Below are 21,641 nucleotides of genomic sequence, written 5' to 3'. Positions count from 1 at the left end.
GAGTGCTGACCTTGTGATTCTAGGCGGCTGGCTGAATGAGAACCCTGAAGACGCGTAGAGTGACGGCCGTGTCCGACACCCTCGCCCCCACGCCCGATCCGCTCCGCAGCACCGCACTCGCCGCGGATCTCGACGACGCGGATCTGCGTTCGGAGCCTCTTCGCCGACTGTGGGGAGAAGAGGAGGACGACGCGCTGGCCAGAGGCATGCGTGAGCCGATCCTGCGCTCGATCGCCGGTGACGGCGGTGTGCTCGCCACGCTCGGCAGGCTGCTGGTGCTCGGAATGCCGCAGCCGCTCGCCGCGGTGACCGCGGCTCTGCCGAGACTCGGCGCCGACGGCCTCGCCGCTCTCGGTCTCGCACGCATCGAGGGGAGCGATGTGGTTCCCACTGCGCTTCTGCGGCCGCAGTCGTTCGTCGACTCGGATGGGATCGGTGAATGGTGGATCGCCAGCGATCTGGATGAGGTGGCGCTCGACGGCGCGCTTCCGGCGGATCACGTTCTCGGCGTCGGCGGAGCCTCGCGCACCCTCGCCGAGATCATCATGCCGATCGAGGTCGACCGCGCTCTCGATCTGGGCACAGGGTGCGGCATCCAGGCACTTCTGGTCGCTCGCCACGCAGGCTCGGTCGTGGCCACCGACATCTCGGCGCGTGCGCTCGCGTATGCCGAGTTGAACGCCCAGCTGAACGGCGTCACGAACATCGAGTTCCGCCTGGGCAGCATGTTCGACCCGGTGGAGGGGGAGGCGTTCGACCTGATCGTCTCGAACCCGCCCTTCGTGATCACCCCGCGCGCAGAGGGCGTGCCCGAATACGAGTACCGCGACGGAGGTCTCGTCGGCGACGCCCTCGTCGAGCAGTTCCTGCGCGCGGTTCCGTCGTTCCTGACTCCTGGGGGTGTGGCGCAGCTGCTCGGCAACTGGGAGTCACGCGGGGGTCAGGTGGCGTTGACCGGACGTTCCGGTCTCGACCGCCTCTCTTCCTGGGTTCCCGCCGACCTCGACCTGTGGGTGATCCAGCGTGAAGAGCTCTCGCCGCTCGGATACGCAGAACTGTGGATCCGGGATGGGGGCACGACGCCGCGGGATGCCGCGTTCACTCCGCTCCTCACGGCGTGGCTCGATGACTTCACCGCCCGAGGCGTCACCGCGGTCGGATTCGGCTACATCCTGGTGCGCCGGCCGGTTGCCGACGGCATCCCGCTGCGCCGTCTCGAGCGCGTGACGCAACCCGTCTCGAATGTGGGCGCCGCACTGCGCGCGGGCCTCGCCGCACACGATGTGCTCGCGACCGGACTGCCCGCCACGCTGCTCGTCGCTCCCGACGTCACCGAGGCACGCCATCTGCTCCCCGGCAACGACGACCCGAGCATCATCGAACTCCGACAGGGCGGGGGATTCGCCCGCACGATCACGGTCGATCCCGCGCTCGCCGGTTTCGTCGGAGCGTGCGACGGCGACCTCACCGTCGTACAGATCGTCTCGGCCCTCGCCGACCTGTTCGAGGTGCCGCTCGTCGAGCTGTGGGCCGACCTCGAACCCCGCATCCGGCAGCTCGTGCTCGACGGCCTGCTGGTTCCGGGGGAGTGATGACGGAATACCGCACCCCATCTATGCGTTCGAATACACCATGAAGGCTTTCGGATTCCTCTCCTTCGGGCACTATGCAGACGTGCCCGGTTCGGCGACCCGCACCGCGGGAGACATGCTGAAGCAGACCATCGAGATCGCGGAGGGTGCAGACGAGATCGGCGTGAACGGCGCCTCGGTGCGCGTTCACCACTGGGCACGGCAGGCCGCCTCGCCCATGCCGCTGCTGTCGGCCATGGCCGCGCGCACGAAGCGCATCGAGGTCGGCACCGGCGTGATCGACATGCGGTATGAGAACCCCTTCCAGTTCGCCGAAGAGGCGGCCGCCCTCGACCTGATCGCCGACGGGCGCATCGCGCTCGGCGTGAGCCGGGGGTCACCCGAGACGGCTCTGCGCGGCTACGAGACCTTCGGCTTCCATGACGAGGAAGACCCCGAGCGGGGCAGCGTGATCGCGCGTGAGAAGTTCGATCTCTTCCTCCGTGCCATCGACGGCGAGGGTCTCGCCCCCGGCGACCCCCGCATGGTCGGCGCCGGGCGCTATCTCGCGATCGAGCCCCAGTCGCCGACTCTGCGCGACCACATCTGGTGGGGCTCCGGGTCACGGGCCACGGCTGAGGAGACCGGGCGCAAGGGCCTGAACATGATGAGCTCCACGCTTCTCACCGAGGCGACGGGCGTGCCTTTCCATCAGCTTCAGCGCGAGCAGATCGACCTCTTCCGCGCCGCCTACAAAGAGGCAGGGCACACCGGTGCACCGCGAGTCTCGGTCAGTCGCAGCGTCTTCCCGTTGGTCTCCGACATGGACAGGGCCTACTTCGGGCTGCGCAGCGAGGAGAACGCCGACCAGATCGGCATCATCGACGGCTTCCGCTCGACGTTCGGCAAGACGTATGCGGCCGAGCCGGACGTGCTCATCCAGCAGCTTCTGGCCGACGAGGCGGTCATGTCGGCTGACACACTGCTGCTGACGATCCCGAACCAGTTGGGGCCCGCCTATAACCTCCACGTGCTCGAGTCGTTCGCGACGCACGTCGCTCCGGCACTCGGCTGGAAGCCGAACACCGAGGGGCCTGTGCAGGGCGATCCGGTCTGACGACAGACCGGACACTGCGGATGTGAGGGGCGGATGCGGACGGCATCCGCCCCTCTTCTCCTCGACTCCCTGAGCGATATATCGATACCCTGGCCGCATGCGAGCGCCCAAGAGCGGAATCCTGGCCGGAGTCATCGTCCTCGTCGTGGCGCTCGTCGGAGCTGTGCCGGCCGCCGCGGTCACCACGACCGCCTGGGCGACCTGGCAGCCGCTGACCGGCACGGGTGGCGCCTATACGACCACCGTGCAGGTGGCCGCGCAGCCGGCACTGACCGCGACCATGACCACCGACTCCCGCGCAGGACAGGTCGGCGTCATCTCGGGTGCATCGACCTGGCTCTCGCAGGGCACCCCCGTCGGTGAGAAGTACGGCAGCAGCATCAATCAGCAGTACCTGAATCTGCGACCGAAGGCCGACAGTCCCACGAGCCCGTCGACCACCACCTACTCGTTCGCGACGCCCACGCCGGCATCCGGTTGGACCTTCGTGCTGGGTGACATCGACGCCGATTCGGTGCGCATCGAGGCGATCGGCGTCGACGGTCAGACCCTCACTGCCGAGGAGATCGGATTCAACGGCGGCTTCAACTACTGCGCACCGGGCGTCACCGGCAAGCCGTCATGCTCAGGGGTCGCCACGGACGTGCCCTCGTGGGATCCCGCGACCCAGACGCTGACAGGAAACGCGGCGGCGTCTGACACGAGCGGCTCGGCGGCCTGGTTCGAGCCTTCGGTGCCGATCGCCTCGCTGACGTTCTTCTTCACCCAGCGCTCGGGGTTCCCGATCTACCAGACCTGGTTCGCCTCGATCGCACGCGACATCACGGGAACCGTCACCGACCAGGCCGAGGGCCCGCTGCCGGGAGCGGCACTCACACTCACCGACGCGAACGGCGCGGTGGTGGGAACGACCACGACGGATGCCGACGGCACGTACTCCTTCCCCGGTTTCATCGCGACCGACGGATACACGGTGACCGTCACGGTTCCCGACGGCAAGATCGCCGTCGGGCCGACCGTGCAGGCCGTCGACCTCACGACCGAAGACGGCAGCGCGGCCTTCGAGGTGCGCGACATCGAGCCGGTCGCGGTCTCGGGTCGCATCGTCGACGACGAGGGCACCGGCGTCCCCGGCGCGATCGTCACGATCGAGGGCGTCGACCCGGCGACGACCGACGCCGGTGGCGAGTTCCTGATCGAGGGGGTTCCTGTCGGCCCGCACACCGTCGAGGTCACACCACCGCCCGGGTTCAGCGCCATCGAGCCCACAGAGATCGTGGTGCCGGAGAACAGTGAGGAGCCGATCGTCCTCGAAGACCTCGTCGTGGTCGAGAACGCCGATCTGAGCGGCACCGTCAGCGCCGCCGGAACGGGCGTGCCTGACGTCACGATCACCGTTGATGACGGCGTCGACACGGTCACGACGGTCACCGACGAGGACGGCGTCTACACGTTCCCGCGCCTGCCGGCGGGGGAGTACGAGATCACGATGACGACGCCGGACGGCTACGTCGCGTCCGGCCCGGCGACTCGCACCGAGACTCTCACCACGACCGACCTCGCGGACGTCGATTTCGAGCTCGCCCGCCTGGGCTCGATCTCGGGAGAGGTGCGCACCGACGACGGCACACCCGTGGCCGGAGTGATCATCACAGTGGAATCGGATGAGGTCTCGCAGGAGCTGACGACCGACGCCGACGGCGGATACGCGATCGCCGATCTGCCGCCCGATTCGTACGATCTGACGATCACCGCCCCGGAAGGGCGCACGATCATCGGCCCGGCGACGGCGGCCTTCGTCATCACGGCTGCGGGAGAGTCGTTCGTCGGCCAGAACTTCACGGTCTCGGCCGCCGTGATCACCCCGACCGACCCGCCCACGCAGAATCCGACCGACCCGGCCTCGCCGCCGGACACCGGAGGCGCTCAGCTGCCGGGAACAGGCCTCGGACCCGAGACCTTCATCTGGGCAGCAGCGGGCGCCGCGGTGCTCGTGGTCGGTGCCGTACTGCTGCTGATCTCGCGCCGCCGTTCACGACGCGACTGAGTCCGGCGCGGCGGAGGCCGACCGGCTCGTCAGGCCGGGTGGACGACGCGAAAGCGCTCGCAGATGATCGGCATGTCGGCCTCGAATCCCCGAGGGTTCTCGGAGTGGGCGCGCCAGTACCGCTCGTGCGATTCGCGCCAGTAGGTGAGGGTGCGGTCTCCCTCTCCTTCCGCGTGCGCGTGCTCGTCGGTGACCTCGTCGAAGGGCACAATGCGGACCGCGGTCGTCTCGAGCACGGCGCGCGGAGCGCCGGATCCGTCGAGGATGATGCTCAGCTCTCCGACGTACGGCTCGGGGTCACCCGTCTCGTCGTAGTCCCACTGCGAGGAGGCGGTGCCGGTCTTCACGCCGGCGAGGACGAGCGCGAGCAGAGAATCGGCATGGTCGGGCGTCGCACCGAAGGCCCAGGCGCCGGGCGTCTGCTCCGGAAGCGCAGGATTCTCTGCGCGGACATGGTTCCAGAAGGCGGTGAGCGCGGCACTGTCGGTCATGCGGCAAGCCTATTGCCGTGCTACTTGGCCGCGGGGCCGAACAGCTCCTCGCCGTGCTCGTGCAGCAGCCGGTAGGCGTCGGCGAACGTCTCGGGCTCGGGTTCTCCCGGCTTGCCGTACTTGGCGATCAGCAGACCGAGCAGGCCTCGGGCAGGCGGGGTGAGCGGTTTCATCTCGGTGGGGTCACCGGGCTTCGGCTCCGCACGCTCGGGGTTCGGCGGCGTGTAGGCGGGTGTCGTGACGGGCCAGTCGGCGGGATGCCGAGGCTGGTCGAGGTTCACGGCGGCGAAGAGCGTGTTCGCCGACTGGTCGCGGTCGTTGAGCGGCTTCAGTCCGTGCAGGCGCGAGAGGGTGGCCGTGACCGACCCGTGGTGCATCTCGTCGTGGACGATGGTTCCTCGACGCGTGTACGCCGACACGGCGATCGCCGGCACACGGCATCCGAGTCGATCGAACGTGAAACCCATCTCGCCCGCCCCGGTGTCTTTCGTCGGCTTCGTCGCCGCGGGCGGGGGCACATGGTCGTAGCACCCGCCGTGCTCGTCGAAGGTGATGAGCAGCAGGGTGTTGACCGCGTTCGAGCCCTGGGGCGACGCGCTGGTGCGCACCGCCTCGTAGATGTCGTGGATCAGACGGTCTCCGGCCCGGACATCGGAGATCGCGCTGTCGTAGACGGGCTCGCCGTCGACGACACTCTCGCGAGGCGATCCGAAGGGCGGGTGGAAGTCGTTGTGGTCGTAGACCATGCGCGGTTCGATGAACGCGTATGCCGGCAGGGCGCCGTTCTTCGCCTCTGCGTAGAAGTCCTCCATCGTGCCGAAGTGCTCGGTGCGCCAGTACTTCTCGAGCACTGCGGCGTGCAGCATCCCCGTGAACGACACCAGCTGGAGCTTGTCGATGTAGATCTTCCAGCTGACCTTCTCGTCTTCGAGCCGATTGAACACCGTCGGCGCCGCAGGGGCGTCGAGCCACTTGCGGTAGCCGCCGCCCGCCTGGTTGGTGACGAAGCCGTGCGAGGTCGACGCGTGGAAGAACGACCGGTTGCAGAACGTCTGCGACGGCACCCCGGCATACCAGTGGTCGAACACCGCGAACTCGGAGGCGAGCGTCGACAGCACGGGCAGCATCTCAGGGGAGAAGGAGCCCATGATGTGCGCGGCCTCCTCGGGCTTGGGCTCGACGCCCTTGCGCAGGCGGCGGAAGTTGATGATGTAGTCCTCGAGGAACCCCGACATCGTCGCCTTCTCGCCGTGCGTCGGTGCGTTGAACGGGGCCGACATCTGATCGACGAACAGGTCGGCGTTGTCCTTCGGGTCGACCGTGCCGAAGATCTGCGTGTTGACGTGCGGATACTCCTCGCCCGGGTCGGGGTCGGGCAGGCTCATGATCCGGTCGGTGTCTCCGGTGTAGACGTGTGCGTCGACGACCGTGCCGTCGGCCGCGGTGTTGCTGTGCGTGCCGAACGCGAGACCCTCGAACTTCTCGCCTTTCGGAAGCGTCTCCTTCGAGTACAGATAGCCCAGCAGATTGTCGAACGACCGGTTCTCGCCCATCACCACGACGAGGTGGTCGAAGCCGGGTTCGCTGCGCGGAGTCAGCGCGGCGAACGGATCGGGGTCGGAGGCGAAGCCCTTTCGCTGATTCGCGACGTTCACACCGATCGCCGCACCTCCGGCGCCGCCGATCACGGCGCCGGCCAGTGCGGCGCCGCCCATCTTGAGGAATCCTCGCCGGGAGGGCTCAGGCGCGGTGGGGGACTCGCTCTGTTCTCCGGTCACGATGCCGATCCTAGGACGCGGAGGGTGTCGACGCACGGGATGCGGAACGCGACGCCGCTACGGTGGGGGGCATGAGCTACGCAGGAGAGTCCTCGATCGAGGCGCGCGTCCGGGCGGTCAACGCCGATTTCGGTCGCCGTCAGACGCGGCTGTTCGTCACGTTCGCGCTGATCGAGGGCCCGGTGCTGCTTCTCCTCGCTGTCGCGATCTACGGCTTCGAGCTCATTGACCCCGAGATCGGGATCTGGTTCATCGTCGCCGTCGCGGTGATCGGCGGGTTCCTGATGAGCACGCTCCTCATGCGGCTGGTGCAGGCGAGAGCTCGCGCGGTCGCGCAGGCCAAGGGCGAGAACCCCTTGTTCTGACACCCTGCCCAGTCACACCAGCCGCCGACGGATGACACCCGCACCCCGGTACGCTGGAACCCATGCTCAATATGGCTGACGGCCTCGTCCGTCTCGGCGCGCTCGCCGAGAACCCGGTCGTCCGCACCCTCGCCGGGGCGTTCGAGGCAGCGGGCTTCGACCTCGCCGTGGTCGGCGGACCCGTGCGTGACGCGCTGATCGGCAGGCCGACGCACGACCTCGACTTCACGACGAACGCGATGCCGGACGACATCCTGCGCATCGTCAAGCCGATCTCGACCGCCCAGTGGGACATCGGCCGCGCATTCGGCACCATCGGCGCGCGTGTGCAGGGCGAACAGGTCGAGGTCACGACGTACCGGGCCGACAGCTATGACGGCGTGACCCGCAAGCCGACCGTCGAGTTCGGCGACACGATCGACGCCGACCTGCACCGACGCGACTTCACCGTCAACGCGATGGCGCTGCTCGTGCCGGCCGTGAAGCTCGTGGACCCGACCGGGGGAGTCGAAGACCTCATCGCGGGTGTCCTGCGCACGCCGGCGAGCCCTCACGTGTCGTTCGGCGACGACCCGCTGCGGATGCTGCGCGCCGCGCGCTTCAGCGCTCAGCTCGGCTTCCGCATCGACGACGACACGTTCGACGCGATCACTCAGCTGCGAGCGACTCTCGAGATCGTGAGCCCGGAGCGCATCCAGTCGGAGCTCGTGCGGCTCATGCAGACCGACGACCCCGTGCGCGGCATCCGTATGCTCGTCGAGACCGGTCTGATCGAGGAGTTCCTGCCCGAGGTGAGCGCTCTGCGGCTCGAGGTCGACGAGCACCACCACCACAAAGACGTCTACGAGCACTCGCTCACGGTGCTCAACCAGGCGATCTCGCTCGAGCAGTCGCGCAACCCCGGGGCTGAACCTGACGTCGCACTGCGCATCGCCGCTCTTCTGCACGACATCGGCAAGCCCCGCACTCGCAAGCTCGAAGACGGCGGCGTCGTCACCTTCCACCACCACGACGTGGTCGGGGCGAGAATGGCGCGCAAGCGTCTGCAGGCGCTGCGGTTCGACACGGACACGACCGAGGCCGTGTCGAAGCTGATCGAACTGCATCTGCGGTTCTTCGGCTACGCCGAGGGCGCCTGGACGGATGCCGCCGTGCGGCGCTACGTGCGCGATGCGGGCGACCAGCTCGAGCGCCTGCACATCCTCACTCGCGCCGACGTCACCACGCGGAACAAGCGCAAGGCAGGGCGGCTCGCCTCGGCGTACGACGACATCGAGTCGCGCATCGCCGCGTTGCGCGAGCAGGAGGAGCTCGACTCCATCCGCCCGGAGCTCGACGGCAACCAGATCCAGAACATCCTCGGCATCGCGCCCGGCCGCGAGGTCGGCGAGGCCTACCGATTCCTGCTCGAGCTGCGCCTCGACGAGGGTGTCATCGGAACGGATGCCGCTGAGCAGCGCCTTCGCGAATGGTGGGCCGCCCGGGCCTGAGCTCGCTCCGCGGGCGGGCACACCTGGATGCCCGTATGGCAGGTGCATGCCCAGAACACGCATCTCGCCCTGCATCCGTGATCCGAGCATTCACCCGCGCGTGGATCTGAGCGCGCAACCGGAATATCGCGGGTACCGCCCGCGGCATCCGGCTCCTACACTGAGGTAACGCTCCACCGACGACGAATGGAGACGCCGTGGTTGTGTCGTGGCAGGTGTCACGTGATGGCCCTCCTGAGGCCTCTCGTCTCCTGATCGAGCGTGCGCATGAAGAGCTGATCGCCGGCAACCTCGAAGATCACCGACTGCAGCAGGTGCGTCCACTCGTCCGCGAGTCGTGGGTGCGGTCGTGGCGAGGCCGGGTCGGGCCCGAGGAGGCGCCGCGGATCGAGCTCGTGACCGAGGAGCTCGAGGCCTATCGACTCGCGCATCCGCTCGCATCCGCCATGGACATGATCCGTGCCCTGCTCCTGCCCGGCACCCCCGAGGAGGCGGGGGTCGTCGTCGCCGTGGGCGATCAGGCCGGTCGGCTGCTGTGGATCGAAGGCGACCGCCAACTCCAGTCGCTCACCGAGGGCATGGGATTCGTCGCCGGCGCGAACTGGGCAGAGAACGCCGTCGGCACGACCGCACCGGGCACGGCTCTCACCCTCGATCAGTCGGTGCAGATCCGCGGGGCCGAGCACTACAACCGGCTGGTGCATCCGTGGTCGTGCACCGCGGCACCGGTCCGCGACCCCGAGACGCGGCGGGTGCTCGGAGTGATCGATGTCACGGGTGGTGACGAGGTCGTCTCGACCCAGGCGCGGTTGCTGGTCGACGCCACGGCGCGCGCCGTAGAGTCCGAGCTGATGGTGGCGCGGCTTCGGGCGCGCAGCGACGCCCCACGCCCTGTGACGTTCTCGTCGCGCGCCAAGCCCACGACCCGCGCGACCCTGCACGTGCTCGGGCGAGACAGAGCGCGTCTCGAGACCGAGACCGAGCTCGAGGAGTCGATGATCGAGCTGAGCGCCCGACATGCCGCGATCCTGCTCATGCTCGCAGTGAACCGCCAGGGCCTGTCTGCCGAGCGACTGAGCGAACTCGTGTACGGACCTGAAGCGTCCGCCGACACGCTGCGTCCTGAGATGGTGCGCCTGCGCAAGGTTCTCGAGAAGCACGCGCCCAGCCTCGTTCCGGAGTCCCGGCCCTACCGACTGACGGTGCCGCTCGAGACCGATGCGCACGACGTGCTCTCGCTGCTCGACCGAGGCGCACATCGTGTCGCCCTCACCGCCTATCGCGGCCCTGTGCTTCCCGAGTCGACCTCGCCGGGTGTGGAGGAATTCCGTGAGTCGGTGAGAGCGGCGCTGCGCGAGACGATGCTGTCGGAGGCGAGCCTCGACGTTCTGTTGGAATACGCGGAGATCCCGGAAGGCCAGGGGGATGCTGCGGCGCTGCGTCTCGCTCTCGAGATGCTGCCGGCCCGGTCTCCGAAGCGCGCCGGACTCGTCGCGCGCATCGAACGCATCGAAGATCGCTGACCCGGGGTCATCCGGCTGACGGATCCTCGCCCGGCCGCGTACACGCCGACGGTATGCCCGCCATCCGGGAATCATCAGCCGTTCGACGGCATCCCCCCTGTGCCCGCCCTGCAACCGTTCGCAACGTTGCGCATCGGGGTGCAACCTCCGCCGACCTACCGTCGGAGGACAGCCGCAGCACCGACGCCGTGGCCCGTCGAAGGAGTTCCGATGACGATCGTCGAAGAAGACGTGTCCACCGCCCCCGCATCCTCCGCGTATGCCGCTCCCGGCCAGCCGGGCGCCATCGCGACCTATCGCCCCCGGTACGGCCATTACATCGGCGGCGAGTTCGTGGACCCGGTCAGAGGGCAGTTCTTCGACAACGTCAGTCCGGTCAACGGCAAGCCCTTCACCGAGGTGGGCCGCGGAACAGTCGAAGACATCGACCGTGCCGTCGACGTCGCGTGGAAGGCGTTCGCGAGCTGGGGCAAGACCAGCCCGGCTGAACGATCGGTGATCCTCAACAGGATCGCCGATCGCATCGAGCAGCACCTCGAGGAGATCGCCGTCGCCGAGACCTGGGAGAACGGCAAGCCCGTGCGCGAGACGCTCGCGGCCGACATCCCTCTCGCGGTCGATCACTTCCGGTACTTCGCCGGCGTGCTCCGTGCGCAGGAGGGCGGCATCAGCCAGCTCGACGAGAACACCGTCGCGTATCACTTCCACGAGCCGCTCGGAGTGGTCGGCCAGATCATCCCGTGGAACTTCCCGATCCTGATGGCGGTGTGGAAGCTCGCGCCGGCGCTCGCCGCAGGCAACTGCGTGGTCATCAAGCCGGCGGAGCAGACGCCGGCATCCCTGCTCTTCCTCTTCGACATCATCGGAGACCTGCTGCCGGCCGGTGTCGTGAACATCGTCAACGGCTTCGGCATCGAGGCAGGTGCACCGCTCGCGCAGCACAAGCGCATCCGCAAGGTCGCCTTCACGGGTGAGACCACGACGGGGCGCCTGATCATGCAGTACGCGTCGCAGAACCTGATCCCGGTCACGCTCGAACTCGGAGGCAAGAGCCCGAACGTCTTCTTCGAGGATGTCGCGCGCGACACCGCCGACCCGTTCTACGACAAGGCGCTCGAGGGCTTCACGATGTTCGCGCTGAATCAGGGCGAGGTCTGCACGTGCCCGTCGCGCGCGTTGATCCAGCGGTCGATCTACGACGGGTTCCTCGCCGACGGACTCGAGCGCGTCGGCAAGGTGATCCAGGGCAACCCGCTCGACCCGGCCACGATGATCGGCGCGCAGGCGTCGAACGACCAGCTGGAGAAGATCCTCAGCTACATCGACATCGGAAAGCAGGGCGGCGCGCGGCTGCTCACGGGAGGCGATCGCGTCGACCTCGGCGGCGACCTCAGCGACGGGTACTACGTCGCACCGACCGTGTTCGAGGGCACGAACGACATGCGCATCTTCCAGGAGGAGATCTTCGGGCCGGTGCTGTCGGTCACCTCGTTCGACAACTTCGACGATGCGATCTCGATCGCCAACGACACGCTCTACGGTCTGGGCGCCGGAGTCTGGAGCCGCAGCGGTGACACGGCATATCGTGCGGGGCGTGCGATCGAGGCCGGTCGCGTCTGGACGAACACGTATCACCAGTACCCGGCGCACGCAGCGTTCGGTGGATACAAGCAGTCGGGCGTCGGGCGCGAGAACCACAAGATGATGCTCGACCACTACCAGCAGACCAAGAACCTCCTGGTCTCGTATGCGGAGGGCCCGATGGGTTTCTTCTGAGTCAGGCCTCCGCCGCTATTCGCTCGAGCAGCGAAGCCCGCCTCCGGTAATTGAGCGAGGAGCGAAGCCCCGAGACGAAACGCGCTGAGCCGCTCGCCGCGTTTCGTCTCGGTCGGCTTCGCCGTCCTCGCTCAACGACCGGGAGCTAACGAAAGGTACGAATCATGGTGAGCATCGGCACCTATCAGCGGGTCGACGTGACGGATGCCGCGGCATCCCTCATCCGCGACCTCACCGTGCAGCATGGCCCGCTGATGTTCCACCAGTCGGGCGGATGCTGCGACGGATCGTCGCCCATGTGCTACCCCGTGGGGATGTTCATCACAGGTCCGGGCGATGTGCTGCTGGGCGCACTCGACGTGGCGTTGGACGCCCCGGTCGAGGTCTTCATGTCGGAGTCGCAGTTCGAGTACTGGAAGTACACGCACCTCACGATCGACGTCGTGCCGGGGCGTGGCGCGGGGTTCTCAGTCGAGGGACCGACGGGGATGCGGTTCCTGATCCGCTCCCGGATGCTGAACGACGCGGAGCTGGAGTACTTCGGGCTGGCGGGTTCGGCGGGTTGACGGCTATCGACGTCGGCCAGTAGCCGTCAGTACGTCATGCCCATCGCGGATCTCACCTCGTCGAGTGTGTCGTTCGCGATCGACTGCGCGCGCTCGTTGCCCTTTCGGAGCACGGCAGCGGCATCGGCGACGGTGAGCGCGGCACGACGGACACGGTGGTCCGCGAGATACTCGTTCACCGCCTCTGTCGTGAGGCGCTTGAGGGCACCCGCTCCCGCCCCACCAACCTCTTCCGCGATCTCCTCCGGAGTGCGCCCGAGAACGACCGCGGCCGTTGCGAGCAGCCCCGACACTCCCGGCCGATTCGCGGGGTCGTAGGTGATCACGCGATCCGAGTCTGTGGGAGCGCGACGGATGGCGTCGGCGGTCTCGTCGGCCGTCATCCCCAACGCGATCGCATTTCCATAGCTCTTCGACATCTTGCGGCCGTCGAGACCCGGAAGCTCAGGAGTCTCGGTGACGAGCGCGGCAGGCTCGGGGAACACGCTGCCGTATCGCTCGGTGAAGCGACGTGCGATCGTGCGCGTCATCTCGACGTGCGGGAGGTTGTCCTTGCCCACGGGAACGAGGTTGCCTTTGCAGAACAGGATGTCGGCCGCCTGGTGCACGGGGTACGTGAGGAGCAGGCCGCTCAAGGATCGACCGGATGCCGCGAGCTCGGCCTTCACGGTCGGGTTGCGGTGCAGCTCCGACTCGCTGACCAGGCTGAGGAAGGGGACGAGCAGTTGGTTGAGCGCGGGTACGGCCGAATGGGTGAAGATCGTGGTCGAGGTCGGATCCAGTCCGGCAGCGAGATAGTCGAGAACCGCGCCGTACACGGCGCCGCGCACATCGCCAGCCGAGTCGCGGTCGGTGATCACCTGGTAGTCGGCAAGGATCACGAACGTCTCGACACCGGCATCCTGCAAACGGACACGTTCGCGAATGGTGCCGAAGTAGTGACCGAGGTGCAGTCGTCCTGTGGGGCGTTCCCCGGTGAGAACGCGATATCTCTCGGGATGCTGCTCGATCGCCTCCCGAAGGGCGGGCATGCGAGCGAGGGTTGCGGCGTATGAGTCCATGATCTGCTCCTGATTCGAAAGGAGCTGCACGGACCATGAATCCGCGAGGGGTTCGCGGGCTGCCGTGCAGCCCGCGCGTGAATGCGTTACGGCTGCTCCGGCAGCCACCACGACGAAACGGTGAAACGCATGGGTCGAGGATAGCGACCCGCAGCAGTCGAGGCGACCGGCAGTGTGATTCCCCTGGTTACCATGGGCCGATGTGGTGGACGGATGAGGAGTGGGCGGAACTCGTGGACCCGGAGCTCTGCGGGATGTGCGTCGACGCTCGTCTTCCGGAGAACGAGCACAGCATCCTCGTGGCCTCGACCGAGACGACTCACATACGACTGGTGCGAAACCAGGCGCATCCCGGCTATATCGTCGTCATCCTCCGCGAGCATGTCACCGACCTCGGTCAGCTGGATGCCGCTCAGCTCAGCGCGTTCTGGCGCGATGTCCAGCGCGCGGGCCGGGCCGTCGACAAGGCGTTCGATCCGCGGAAGATCAACTACCTGGTGATGGGGCATCGTGCACCGCATCTTCACTGCCACGTGTTCCCCCAGCATCTGGAGGACGACCCTCTTCGGAACGTGGACATCTCTGACGGGCCCGTGCACCTCCCCGACGCCGATGTCGCCGCGTCTGCCGCCGCGTTGCGGAAGGCTTGGCAGACGATCGGATGATCTACCTCAGCGGGGAAGGCGCGGAACCGCGTCGGCCAGGGCGTGGGATACATCTCGAAGGACCGACGGGGAGCGGTCAATGATCCGGGTTCTGGCGCCGGAGGAGGTGAAGTCGGGGTATCTCGGGCTCGGACCTGCGGCGGCTCGCTGAAGGGTTGCGGACGACAGTCTGAAGAGAGTTCCGGCATGCTGCCGTGGGCTGTCCGGCGCCGGCCGGTGCGTCAGCCATGTGTGTTACGTTTGCTTCATCAGACACCGCCCCCCTCTGAGTCTTCGGACTTACGGGGGCGGTTTTCATATATTCGGAGGCACTCGGGCATGCCGTACTCCAAACCCTTTCGCGAGCTGAGTGATCTCGTCCTCGAACTTGAAGCTTTGGGAATGGCAGTGCCCGACAAAGCGGACGCGGAGTCTTTTCTGCGCAAGGTGGGCTATTACCGGTCCGGTGGGTACCGGTACGTGCTTCGAGAGTTTCTTCCTCAGGCCCTGCGTGATCCCGCGGCTCGCACATTCCGCGCAGAGAGATACCTCCCGGGGAGTACGTTCGCCCATGTCCAGGAACTCGAGAAGTTCGACTCGAAGCTGCGCGAGGTCTGTCTCGCCGGTCTGTGGGACTTTGAGATGAGAGTCCGAGCGGCTCTCGCGCATGCGCTTGCGCGCCGAGATGTCTTCGCTCACACAGACGTGCGCCACCTCGACCGATCGGAGGCTCTCAAGACGACTGGGAGATACACGAAGTTCGAGGCATGGGAGGAGACCTACAGATCAGCGATACGGAACTCGGCTCAAGAGGACTTCGTTGCGCACCTTCTCGTCAAGTACGGGCACCCGCTGCCGATCTGGGCTGTCGTTGATGTCCTCAGCTTCGGGAGTCTCCCGTATCTGTACGAGATCGCTCAGCGAGCAGATCGTCTCGAGGTCGCCAAGACTTTCGGAGTGAGCCAAGACAAGCAGTTCGGAGCGTGGCTGCGTGCAATGGTCGACTTTCGGAACTATTGCGCACACGGGGCACGCCTCTTCAACCGGCACTTCAAGCGTGAAGCGCGGGTCGTTCCCGGAGCGATCGACCTGTATTTCCTTGGCCACCTGACCGATCCTCACTTCTCCCCAAGCGAGCGGCCGCTCAGTCGCCTGTATGTGAATGCGGCTCTACTTGCCTACTTCCTTCGGAAGCATTCATCTGGATCCACGTGGTACCTCAGCTTCCGCACCCAGATCCGCAAACTGCCCGCGATCCAGATCGGGTCTGAGCAACTGGTTCAACCGACCGCCAACATGGGATTCCCGCTGCGGTGGGAGCAGTTGGATCTCTGGGCCTGACGGCCTGACGGCCTGACTCAGCGGGGGAGGCGCGGAACGGCGTCGACCAGCGCCCGGGTGTACGGGTCCTGCGGGGCATGCAGCACGGATGCCGTGGCACCCTGCTCCACCACGCGACCGTTCTGCAGCACGACCGTCCGGTCGCACGCCGAGGCGATGGCCGTGAGGTCGTGCGACACCATCACGAGCGACAGGCCGTTCTCGCGGCGCAGGCGGTCGAGCAGCTCGAGCACCTGCACGCGCGTGGTGACATCGAGAGCGCTCACGGGCTCATCGGCGAGCAGAACCCGCGGACGGGAGACGACGGCCCGTGCGATGGCGATGCGCTGACGTTGTCCGCCCGAGAACTCGTGGGGATAGCGGTGCGCGGTGTCGGCGGGAAGGCCGACCGACTCGAGGGATTCGGCGATGCGGCGCTGGGCGTCGGCACCGGATGCCAGGCGCAGTGACCGAAGCGGCTCGCCGATGATGCGGTCGATGCGCTGACGGGGGTCGAGCGACGAATACGGGTCTTGGAACACGGGCTGCACGCTCGCGCGGAAGCGACGCATCTGCGCGCGATCGCGCAGCGACAGAGGCTCGCCGTCGAACAGCACCTGCCCCTCCCGAGGCGCGGCGAGGCCGAGCAGCAGACGCAGGATCGTCGATTTGCCGGCACCCGACTCGCCCACGAGGCCGAGAGTGTCACCCTCGTCGAGGCTCAGCGAGATGTCGTCGAGCACTCGCCGGGATCCGTAGGCGAAGCCCGCGCCGCGCAGTTCGAGAAGGCTCATCGCTCACCCTCCGCGGTGTCGAGGAACGAATCGAGTGCGCGGGCGCTGTCCACCAGCATCCGCGTGTACGGCTGCACCGGGCTCTGCAGCACCTGTGTCACCGCGCCCTGTTCGACGACGAGCCCGTCGCGCAGCACCACGATGCGGTCGACCATGCGCGACACGACGGCGAGATCATGGCTGATGAACAGCAGCGCCATGCCTCGCTCGGCGACGAGACGCTCGAGCAGGGCGAGCACGGCATCCTGCACCGTCACGTCGAGAGCGGTCGTCGGCTCGTCGGCGATGAGCAGCTGCGGCTTGGCGGCGAGGGCGATCGCGATCGCGACCCGCTGCCGCTGACCACCCGAGAGCTCGTGCGGGTAGGCGCGCGCGATGCGCGGGTCGGTGAGAGAGACCTCGTCGAGGGCGGCCGCCACTGCAGAACGCAGCTCGGTGCCGCGCAGTCCGAGATGACGGCGCAGCGGCTCGGCGATCTGTCGTCCGACGCGCATCAACGGATCGAGCGCGGTGAGCGGCTCCTGGAACACGATCTGCGCGACGGGTCCGCGCAGAGGCCTGAGGTCGGCATCCCGCGCGCCGACGACCTGATGCTCATCGAGCAGCACCGATCCGGAGGCCGTGAGCGAATCAGGAAGCAGACCGGTGACGGCGAGCGAGGTGAGCGACTTGCCCGACCCGGATTCGCCGATCAGGCCCAGACGCTCGCCGGATGCGAGTGAGAACGACACATCGCGCACGAGTGCGCCCGATGCCGAACGCACGGTGAGGCCTGAGACGTCGAGGATGCTCATCGGCTCCTCCTGCGGGTCGGGTCGGCGAGATCGCGCAGGCCGTCGGCGAGGAAGTTGACTCCGAGCACCAGGGCGATGATCGCGATGCCGGGGGCGATCGCGCCCACCGGGGCGGTGAGCACGGTGCCCTGAGCCTCCTGCAGCATCCGACCCCACGAGGCGTTGGGCGGCGGGGCGCCGAGTCCGAGGTACGACAGGCTCGCCTCGGCGAGAACGGCGGCACCGAACTGCAGCGCGAGACTGACGGCGAGTGTCGGCGCGATGTTGGGCAGCACGTGCTGCATCACGATGCCGAGAACACCCGTGCCGCTGGTGCGCGCGGCGGTGACGAACTGCTCCTGCAGCACGCGGCGCGAGAGGATGCGGGTGAGACGCGCGACGACTGCCGACATCGCGAGACCGATCGCGAGCACCGCAGACCAGAGCGAGGCGCCCTGCACGGCGACGACGAGCATCGCGAGCAGCAGCACGGGGAACGCGATGACGACGTCGAGCCCCGCTGAGAGCGTGTCGTCGACCCAGGGGCGGGAGAAGGCGGCGATCAGGCCGACGATCGTGCCGAGCACGGCGGCGATCGCGACAGAGCAGGTGCCGACGATCAGAGCGATCCGCGCACCCCACATGAGCTGCGACAGCAGGTCACGGCCGAGACGGTCGGTGCCGAGCAGGTGCAGGGCGCTCGGGCCCTCGAGGCGGCTGCCACTGGTGTCGGCGAGTGGGTACGGCAGCCAGAACAGCGAGACCAGGGCGATCAGCACGATGACGCCGGTGAGCGCGAGTCCGATCAGCAGGGTCGCCTTCGGTCGGCGCCGCACGGGGACGGAGCCGGTGATCAACTGCTCGGCGACGCGGCTCATCGGTTGCCCGAGACGCTCGTGCGCAGACGCGGATCGATCAGGCGCTGCACGATGTCGGCGGCGAATCCGACGAGCAGCACGAAGAGGGTGCTGACCACGAGGACGCCCTGGATGACCTGGAAGTCGTGCTGCTCGATGGCCGACAGCAGCAGGCTGCCGAGACCGGGGAGAGTGAAGACGCTCTCCACCACGACCGCGCCGAGGAGCGTCGTCGACAGCTCGATTCCGAGGATCGCGACGACGGGCACCGAGCCGTTGCGCACGCCGTGACGCAGAAGCGCTTCGGCAGTGCCGGAACCCCCGGCCCGGGCGGTGCGCAGGTAGTCGCTGCCGATCACGTCGAGGGTGGCCGACCGCACGTACCGGCTGAGAGAGGCGCTCATCACGATCACGATGGTGATCACCGGCAGGGCGAGCGAGCGCAGGGCATCGGCCGGATCCTCCCAGTCGTCTCGGGGGAAGCCACCGGACGGCAGCAGTCCGAGACCGAGAGCGAAGACCCAGACGAGCACGACGCCCACCCAGAAGACGGGAACCGCGACGCCGAGCTGCGCGAAACCGGAGAGCGCGATGCCGTACCAGCGGTCGGACTTCACGGCCGCGGTGATGCCGATCGCGAGCGAGACGAGCAGCGCGACGGTGAACGCGATGAGCGTGAGCGGAAGGGTGACGGCGAGGCGGTCGGCGATGTCGGGGCCGACCGGACGCGAGCTCAGGAAGGACTCCCCGAGGTCGAATCGCAGCAGCTGCCCCGCCCAGGTCGTGAACTGCTGCAGCAGGGGCTGGTCGGAACCGACCTGCGCGCGGGCCGCGGCGATCTGCTCAGGAGTGGCATTGACCGAGAGCAGGGCGTTCGCCGGGTCGCCGGGAAGCAGTCGCAGCAGCACGAAGATCGCGATCATCGCGACGACGAGCGACACCACGAGGAAGGCGAGACGGCGGATCAGATAAGCGAGCATGGCTGTTCAGGATGAGGAGGGGGATGCCGACGCGCGGCATCCCCCTCGCGCGTCAGGACTTGACGATGTCGTAGGCGAAGAACTGGGAGTTCAGGCCGTTGACCGGGTATCCGCTGAGGTCACTCGAGGCGACCACGATCTGCGGGTAGAGGTACAACCATACGCTCGCGGCATCCTCGGCGATCTTCTCGTTGACCTGCTTCAGCAGGGCGGTCTGCTCGTCGGTCGTGGCGGCCTGCTCGGCCTCGGCGACCCACTGCTGCACCTGGGCGTCGTTGTATCCCCAGTAGAAGTCGGGGTTGCCGTACCAGACCACGTCGCGGTCGTTCACGTGCTCCTGGAGCGTGGCCTCGAAGTCCTGCTCCTTGAACACCTTCGTGTACCACTCGTCGGCGCTGATCGTGTTGATCTCGACCGTGATGCCGACCTCGGCGAGCTGCGACTGCAGGAATTCCGCCACGGCGGGGTGCGGGTCGTAGCTCGGGGTGTCGAGCGTGAACGTGAAGCCGTCGGCGTAGCCGGCCTGAGCGAGCAGATCCTTCGACAGCTCGACGTCGTAGGGGTTCACCGCGGTGAGGTCCTCGTACCAGGGGTCGGTCGGCGGCACCATCGAGCCGATGAGCGTGCCGTAGTCGCCCCAGATCGACTCGAGGAGCTTCTGGGTGTCGATCGCCGAGTAGATCGCCTTGCGCACGAGTGCGTTGTCGAAGGGGGCGACGCGGTCGTTGAAGGCGAGCAGCTCCTTCGTGGTCGAGGTTCCCTCGCTGATCACGTAGTCGTCGTTGTCGAACTGCGCGAGCGAATCCGGGCTCTGCACGCTCGTGATCACGTCGATCTCGCCCGTGGCCAGAGCGTTGTTCTCGGCGGTCGCGTCGGTGAAGTAGGTGTAGACGACCTCGGCGTTCTTGGCCGGCTCGCCCCAGTAGTCGTCCCAGCGCTCGAGCGTCAGGGTCGAGCCCTTCTTCCACTCGTCGAGCGTGTAGGGGCCCGTGCCGTCTTCCGACCCGGTGATGTCGCCGGCCTCGTCGTTGACGACCCAGACGTAGCTGAGGTTGTAGAGGAACGAGATCGACCGCTGCGACAGCGTGAAGACGACGGTCTGGTCGTCGGGGGTCGCGATGTCGGCGATCGTCTTGAAGCTCGACTTGCGCGCCGACACGGAGTCCTCGGCGGTGACGGCCTCGACGCTCGACTTCACATCGGCGGAGGTCAGCGGGTCACCGGAGTGGAAGGTCACGTCGTCGCGCAGCGTGATCGTGTAGGTGAGGCCGTCGTCGGACACCTGAGCGTCTTCGGCGAGAAGCGGCTCGACCTCGCCGTCGTCGGTCAGGCGGTAGAGGCCCTCGTAGACGTTGCCGGTCAGGGCCTCGGTCACGCCCTGGCCACCGCCCTGCGTGTTGCTCAGGTTGGTGGGCTCGTACAGCGACCCGATGAAGATCGTGGCGTCTTCGCTCGCGGCGTCGTCGGTGGCGCCCGACGCGCATCCGGCCACGAGGGCGAGCGTGGCCACGGCGCCGAGCGCGCCGAGGATGCGGGTTCTTCTCATGAGTGCTCCAGGGTGAGGGGGTGCGGCGTCACGCCGCGTAGATGTCGAAGCCGTCGCGGAAGACGACGTTCTTCTCGCCTGCTCGGATAGGCAGGGGGAAGCGGTTGGATGCCGGCGGCAACGGGCAGTTGTACTGGGCGCTGAATCCGCACGGCGGCACGAAGGCGCGGTTGAAGTCGAGCACCACGGTGCCCTCGTCGTCGCGCAGCTCGACGAACAGGAAGCGGCCGGATCCGTAGGTCTCGGCGCCGTTCGTCTCATCGCCGAACACGAGCAGCAGGGTGCCGCCGTCGTCGAAGGCGGCCAGATCGTATTCACGGCCGTCGAGCTCGAAGTGGATGTCGCCGGGGACGACGAGCTCGCGTGTGCCGCCGTTGTCGCGGATGTGCTCGAACGACACTCGGCGATCGCCGGACACCGGGGTGAAGTGGCCCTCGAGCACCCACGCAGGGTCGTAGTCGTAGGTGTCGATGCGGTCGAAGGCGCGGATCGCCGGTGCATCGGCATCCCACAGACGCAGTCCGTGCTCTGCCTCGCCGGTCTCGATGTTCGTGCGCTGGATCGGCGTCACGGTCACCGTGTCGGATGCCGCCTGCTGCTCGGCATCCAGATCGGGCGCCTCGCCCGTCCAGCGGGTCTCGATCAGGGCGAGGTTGCCCGTCGCGGACGTGACGGAGGCGCGGCGCTCGGCCTGCCACTGGGTGTGATCTTCGCGTTCAGACATCACCTTCCATTCTCTTGCATGCAGAAGAGGGTGGGGCCGGGTCCGTCACTCGAGGTAATGCGCGATGACAGGCATTCGCGAGAGTGCACGAATGCCGCCTTCCGGAGGGCCTTTCTGTCCGCATTTCGTGCATCATTCCGCGGGATTCGACCGGTTCGGTCGAGTCTCTCCGACGCAACGGAATGCAACGTATGCCGGTATACCATTACTCATATACG

At 67.3% G+C, this 21,641-nt stretch carries 19 protein-coding genes; 10 read left to right on the top strand and 9 right to left on the bottom strand.

The window, feature by feature from the left end:
• Positions 1–59 precede the first annotated feature (59 nt).
• The 3 genes from MRBLMI13_RS08120 (at position 60) to MRBLMI13_RS08110 (ending at position 4,735) form a co-directional block, all read left to right on the top strand.
• Positions 60–1,592, top strand: coding sequence for a class I SAM-dependent methyltransferase (locus MRBLMI13_RS08120; RefSeq protein WP_414685953.1), 1,533 nt, complete (start codon positions 60–62; stop codon positions 1,590–1,592).
• A gap of 40 nt (positions 1,593–1,632) precedes the next feature.
• Positions 1,633–2,688 carry an LLM class flavin-dependent oxidoreductase gene (locus MRBLMI13_RS08115; protein WP_042541541.1) on the top strand — a complete coding sequence of 352 codons (1,056 nt, stop codon included), beginning with the start codon at positions 1,633–1,635 and terminating at the stop codon, positions 2,686–2,688.
• Positions 2,689–2,785: 97 nt separating this feature from the next.
• Complete coding sequence (locus MRBLMI13_RS08110; RefSeq protein ID WP_367821712.1) at positions 2,786–4,735, top strand: MSCRAMM family protein; 1,950 nt, start codon at positions 2,786–2,788, stop codon at positions 4,733–4,735.
• Between the two features lie 29 nt (positions 4,736–4,764).
• On the opposite strand, the gene MRBLMI13_RS08105 is transcribed toward MRBLMI13_RS08110, so the two are convergent.
• Both MRBLMI13_RS08105 and MRBLMI13_RS08100 read right to left on the bottom strand, forming a co-directional pair.
• Positions 4,765–5,226 carry an ASCH domain-containing protein gene (locus MRBLMI13_RS08105; RefSeq protein WP_367821710.1) on the bottom strand — a complete coding sequence of 154 codons (462 nt, stop codon included), beginning with the start codon at positions 5,224–5,226 and terminating at the stop codon, positions 4,765–4,767.
• Positions 5,227–5,246: 20 nt separating this feature from the next.
• The gene (locus MRBLMI13_RS08100) at positions 5,247–7,004 is read right to left on the bottom strand and encodes an alkaline phosphatase family protein (RefSeq protein WP_367821708.1); all 1,758 of its coding nucleotides are present in this window, start codon (positions 7,002–7,004) and stop codon (positions 5,247–5,249) included.
• Positions 7,005–7,075: 71 nt separating this feature from the next.
• Here MRBLMI13_RS08100 and MRBLMI13_RS08095 point away from each other — a divergent pair, with 71 nt between their 5' ends.
• From MRBLMI13_RS08095 to MRBLMI13_RS08075, 5 genes are all read left to right on the top strand, one after another.
• Positions 7,076–7,369, top strand: coding sequence for a hypothetical protein (locus MRBLMI13_RS08095; RefSeq protein ID WP_367821706.1), 294 nt, complete (start codon positions 7,076–7,078; stop codon positions 7,367–7,369).
• 62 nt (positions 7,370–7,431) lie between these two features.
• Complete coding sequence (locus MRBLMI13_RS08090) at positions 7,432–8,859, top strand: CCA tRNA nucleotidyltransferase (RefSeq protein ID WP_367821704.1); 1,428 nt, start codon at positions 7,432–7,434, stop codon at positions 8,857–8,859.
• Positions 8,860–9,056: 197 nt separating this feature from the next.
• A complete protein-coding gene (locus MRBLMI13_RS08085) occupies positions 9,057–10,382 on the top strand; it encodes a GAF domain-containing protein (protein WP_367821702.1) in 1,326 nt (441 codons plus the stop codon).
• Positions 10,383–10,592: 210 nt separating this feature from the next.
• Complete coding sequence (locus tag MRBLMI13_RS08080) at positions 10,593–12,158, top strand: aldehyde dehydrogenase family protein (RefSeq protein ID WP_367821700.1); 1,566 nt, start codon at positions 10,593–10,595, stop codon at positions 12,156–12,158.
• 164 nt (positions 12,159–12,322) lie between these two features.
• Positions 12,323–12,724, top strand: coding sequence for a DUF779 domain-containing protein (locus MRBLMI13_RS08075; protein WP_367821698.1), 402 nt, complete (start codon positions 12,323–12,325; stop codon positions 12,722–12,724).
• 26 nt (positions 12,725–12,750) lie between these two features.
• Here the strand turns inward: MRBLMI13_RS08075 and trpS are convergent, their stop codons facing one another.
• On the bottom strand, positions 12,751–13,785 hold the full coding sequence (trpS, locus tag MRBLMI13_RS08070; protein ID WP_367821696.1) for a tryptophan--tRNA ligase: 1,035 nt from the start codon (positions 13,783–13,785) through the stop codon (positions 12,751–12,753).
• 200 nt (positions 13,786–13,985) lie between these two features.
• Between trpS and MRBLMI13_RS08065 the strand changes: the two genes are divergently transcribed.
• Positions 13,986–14,450 (top strand): HIT family protein, encoded by a 465-nt coding sequence (locus MRBLMI13_RS08065; protein ID WP_367821694.1) that lies wholly within the window; start codon positions 13,986–13,988, stop codon positions 14,448–14,450.
• Positions 14,451–14,768: 318 nt separating this feature from the next.
• Entirely contained in the window at positions 14,769–15,770 is a 1,002-nt protein-coding gene (locus tag MRBLMI13_RS08060) for an Abi family protein (protein ID WP_367821692.1), read from the top strand.
• Between the two features lie 17 nt (positions 15,771–15,787).
• On the opposite strand, the gene MRBLMI13_RS08055 is transcribed toward MRBLMI13_RS08060, so the two are convergent.
• From MRBLMI13_RS08055 to MRBLMI13_RS08030, 6 genes are read right to left on the bottom strand one after another with little or no spacing between them, the layout of a single operon-like run.
• A complete protein-coding gene (locus MRBLMI13_RS08055) occupies positions 15,788–16,543 on the bottom strand; it encodes an ABC transporter ATP-binding protein (RefSeq protein WP_367821690.1) in 756 nt (251 codons plus the stop codon).
• Positions 16,540–17,337, bottom strand: coding sequence for an ATP-binding cassette domain-containing protein (locus tag MRBLMI13_RS08050; RefSeq protein ID WP_367821688.1), 798 nt, complete (start codon positions 17,335–17,337; stop codon positions 16,540–16,542). Before MRBLMI13_RS08050 ends, MRBLMI13_RS08055 begins: the two co-directional genes overlap by 4 nt.
• The gene (locus MRBLMI13_RS08045) at positions 17,334–18,194 is read right to left on the bottom strand and encodes an ABC transporter permease (protein WP_042541531.1); all 861 of its coding nucleotides are present in this window, start codon (positions 18,192–18,194) and stop codon (positions 17,334–17,336) included. The genes MRBLMI13_RS08050 and MRBLMI13_RS08045 overlap by 4 nt, the downstream gene beginning before the upstream one ends.
• A complete protein-coding gene (locus MRBLMI13_RS08040; RefSeq protein ID WP_367821686.1) occupies positions 18,191–19,153 on the bottom strand; it encodes an ABC transporter permease in 963 nt (320 codons plus the stop codon). The genes MRBLMI13_RS08045 and MRBLMI13_RS08040 overlap by 4 nt, the downstream gene beginning before the upstream one ends.
• 52 nt (positions 19,154–19,205) lie before the next feature.
• Complete coding sequence (locus tag MRBLMI13_RS08035; RefSeq protein ID WP_367821684.1) at positions 19,206–20,699, bottom strand: ABC transporter substrate-binding protein; 1,494 nt, start codon at positions 20,697–20,699, stop codon at positions 19,206–19,208.
• A 28-nt stretch (positions 20,700–20,727) separates the two neighbouring features.
• The gene (locus MRBLMI13_RS08030; RefSeq protein WP_367821682.1) at positions 20,728–21,423 is read right to left on the bottom strand and encodes a DUF1684 domain-containing protein; all 696 of its coding nucleotides are present in this window, start codon (positions 21,421–21,423) and stop codon (positions 20,728–20,730) included.
• Positions 21,424–21,641 lie beyond the last annotated feature (218 nt).

The organism is Microbacterium sp. LMI13-1-1.1, assembly GCF_040815625.1.
Lineage (GTDB): Bacteria > Actinomycetota > Actinomycetes > Actinomycetales > Microbacteriaceae > Microbacterium > Microbacterium forte.
Note: the sequence above shows the minus strand (reverse complement) of the source record. Positions and strands in the feature narration are given on the sequence as shown.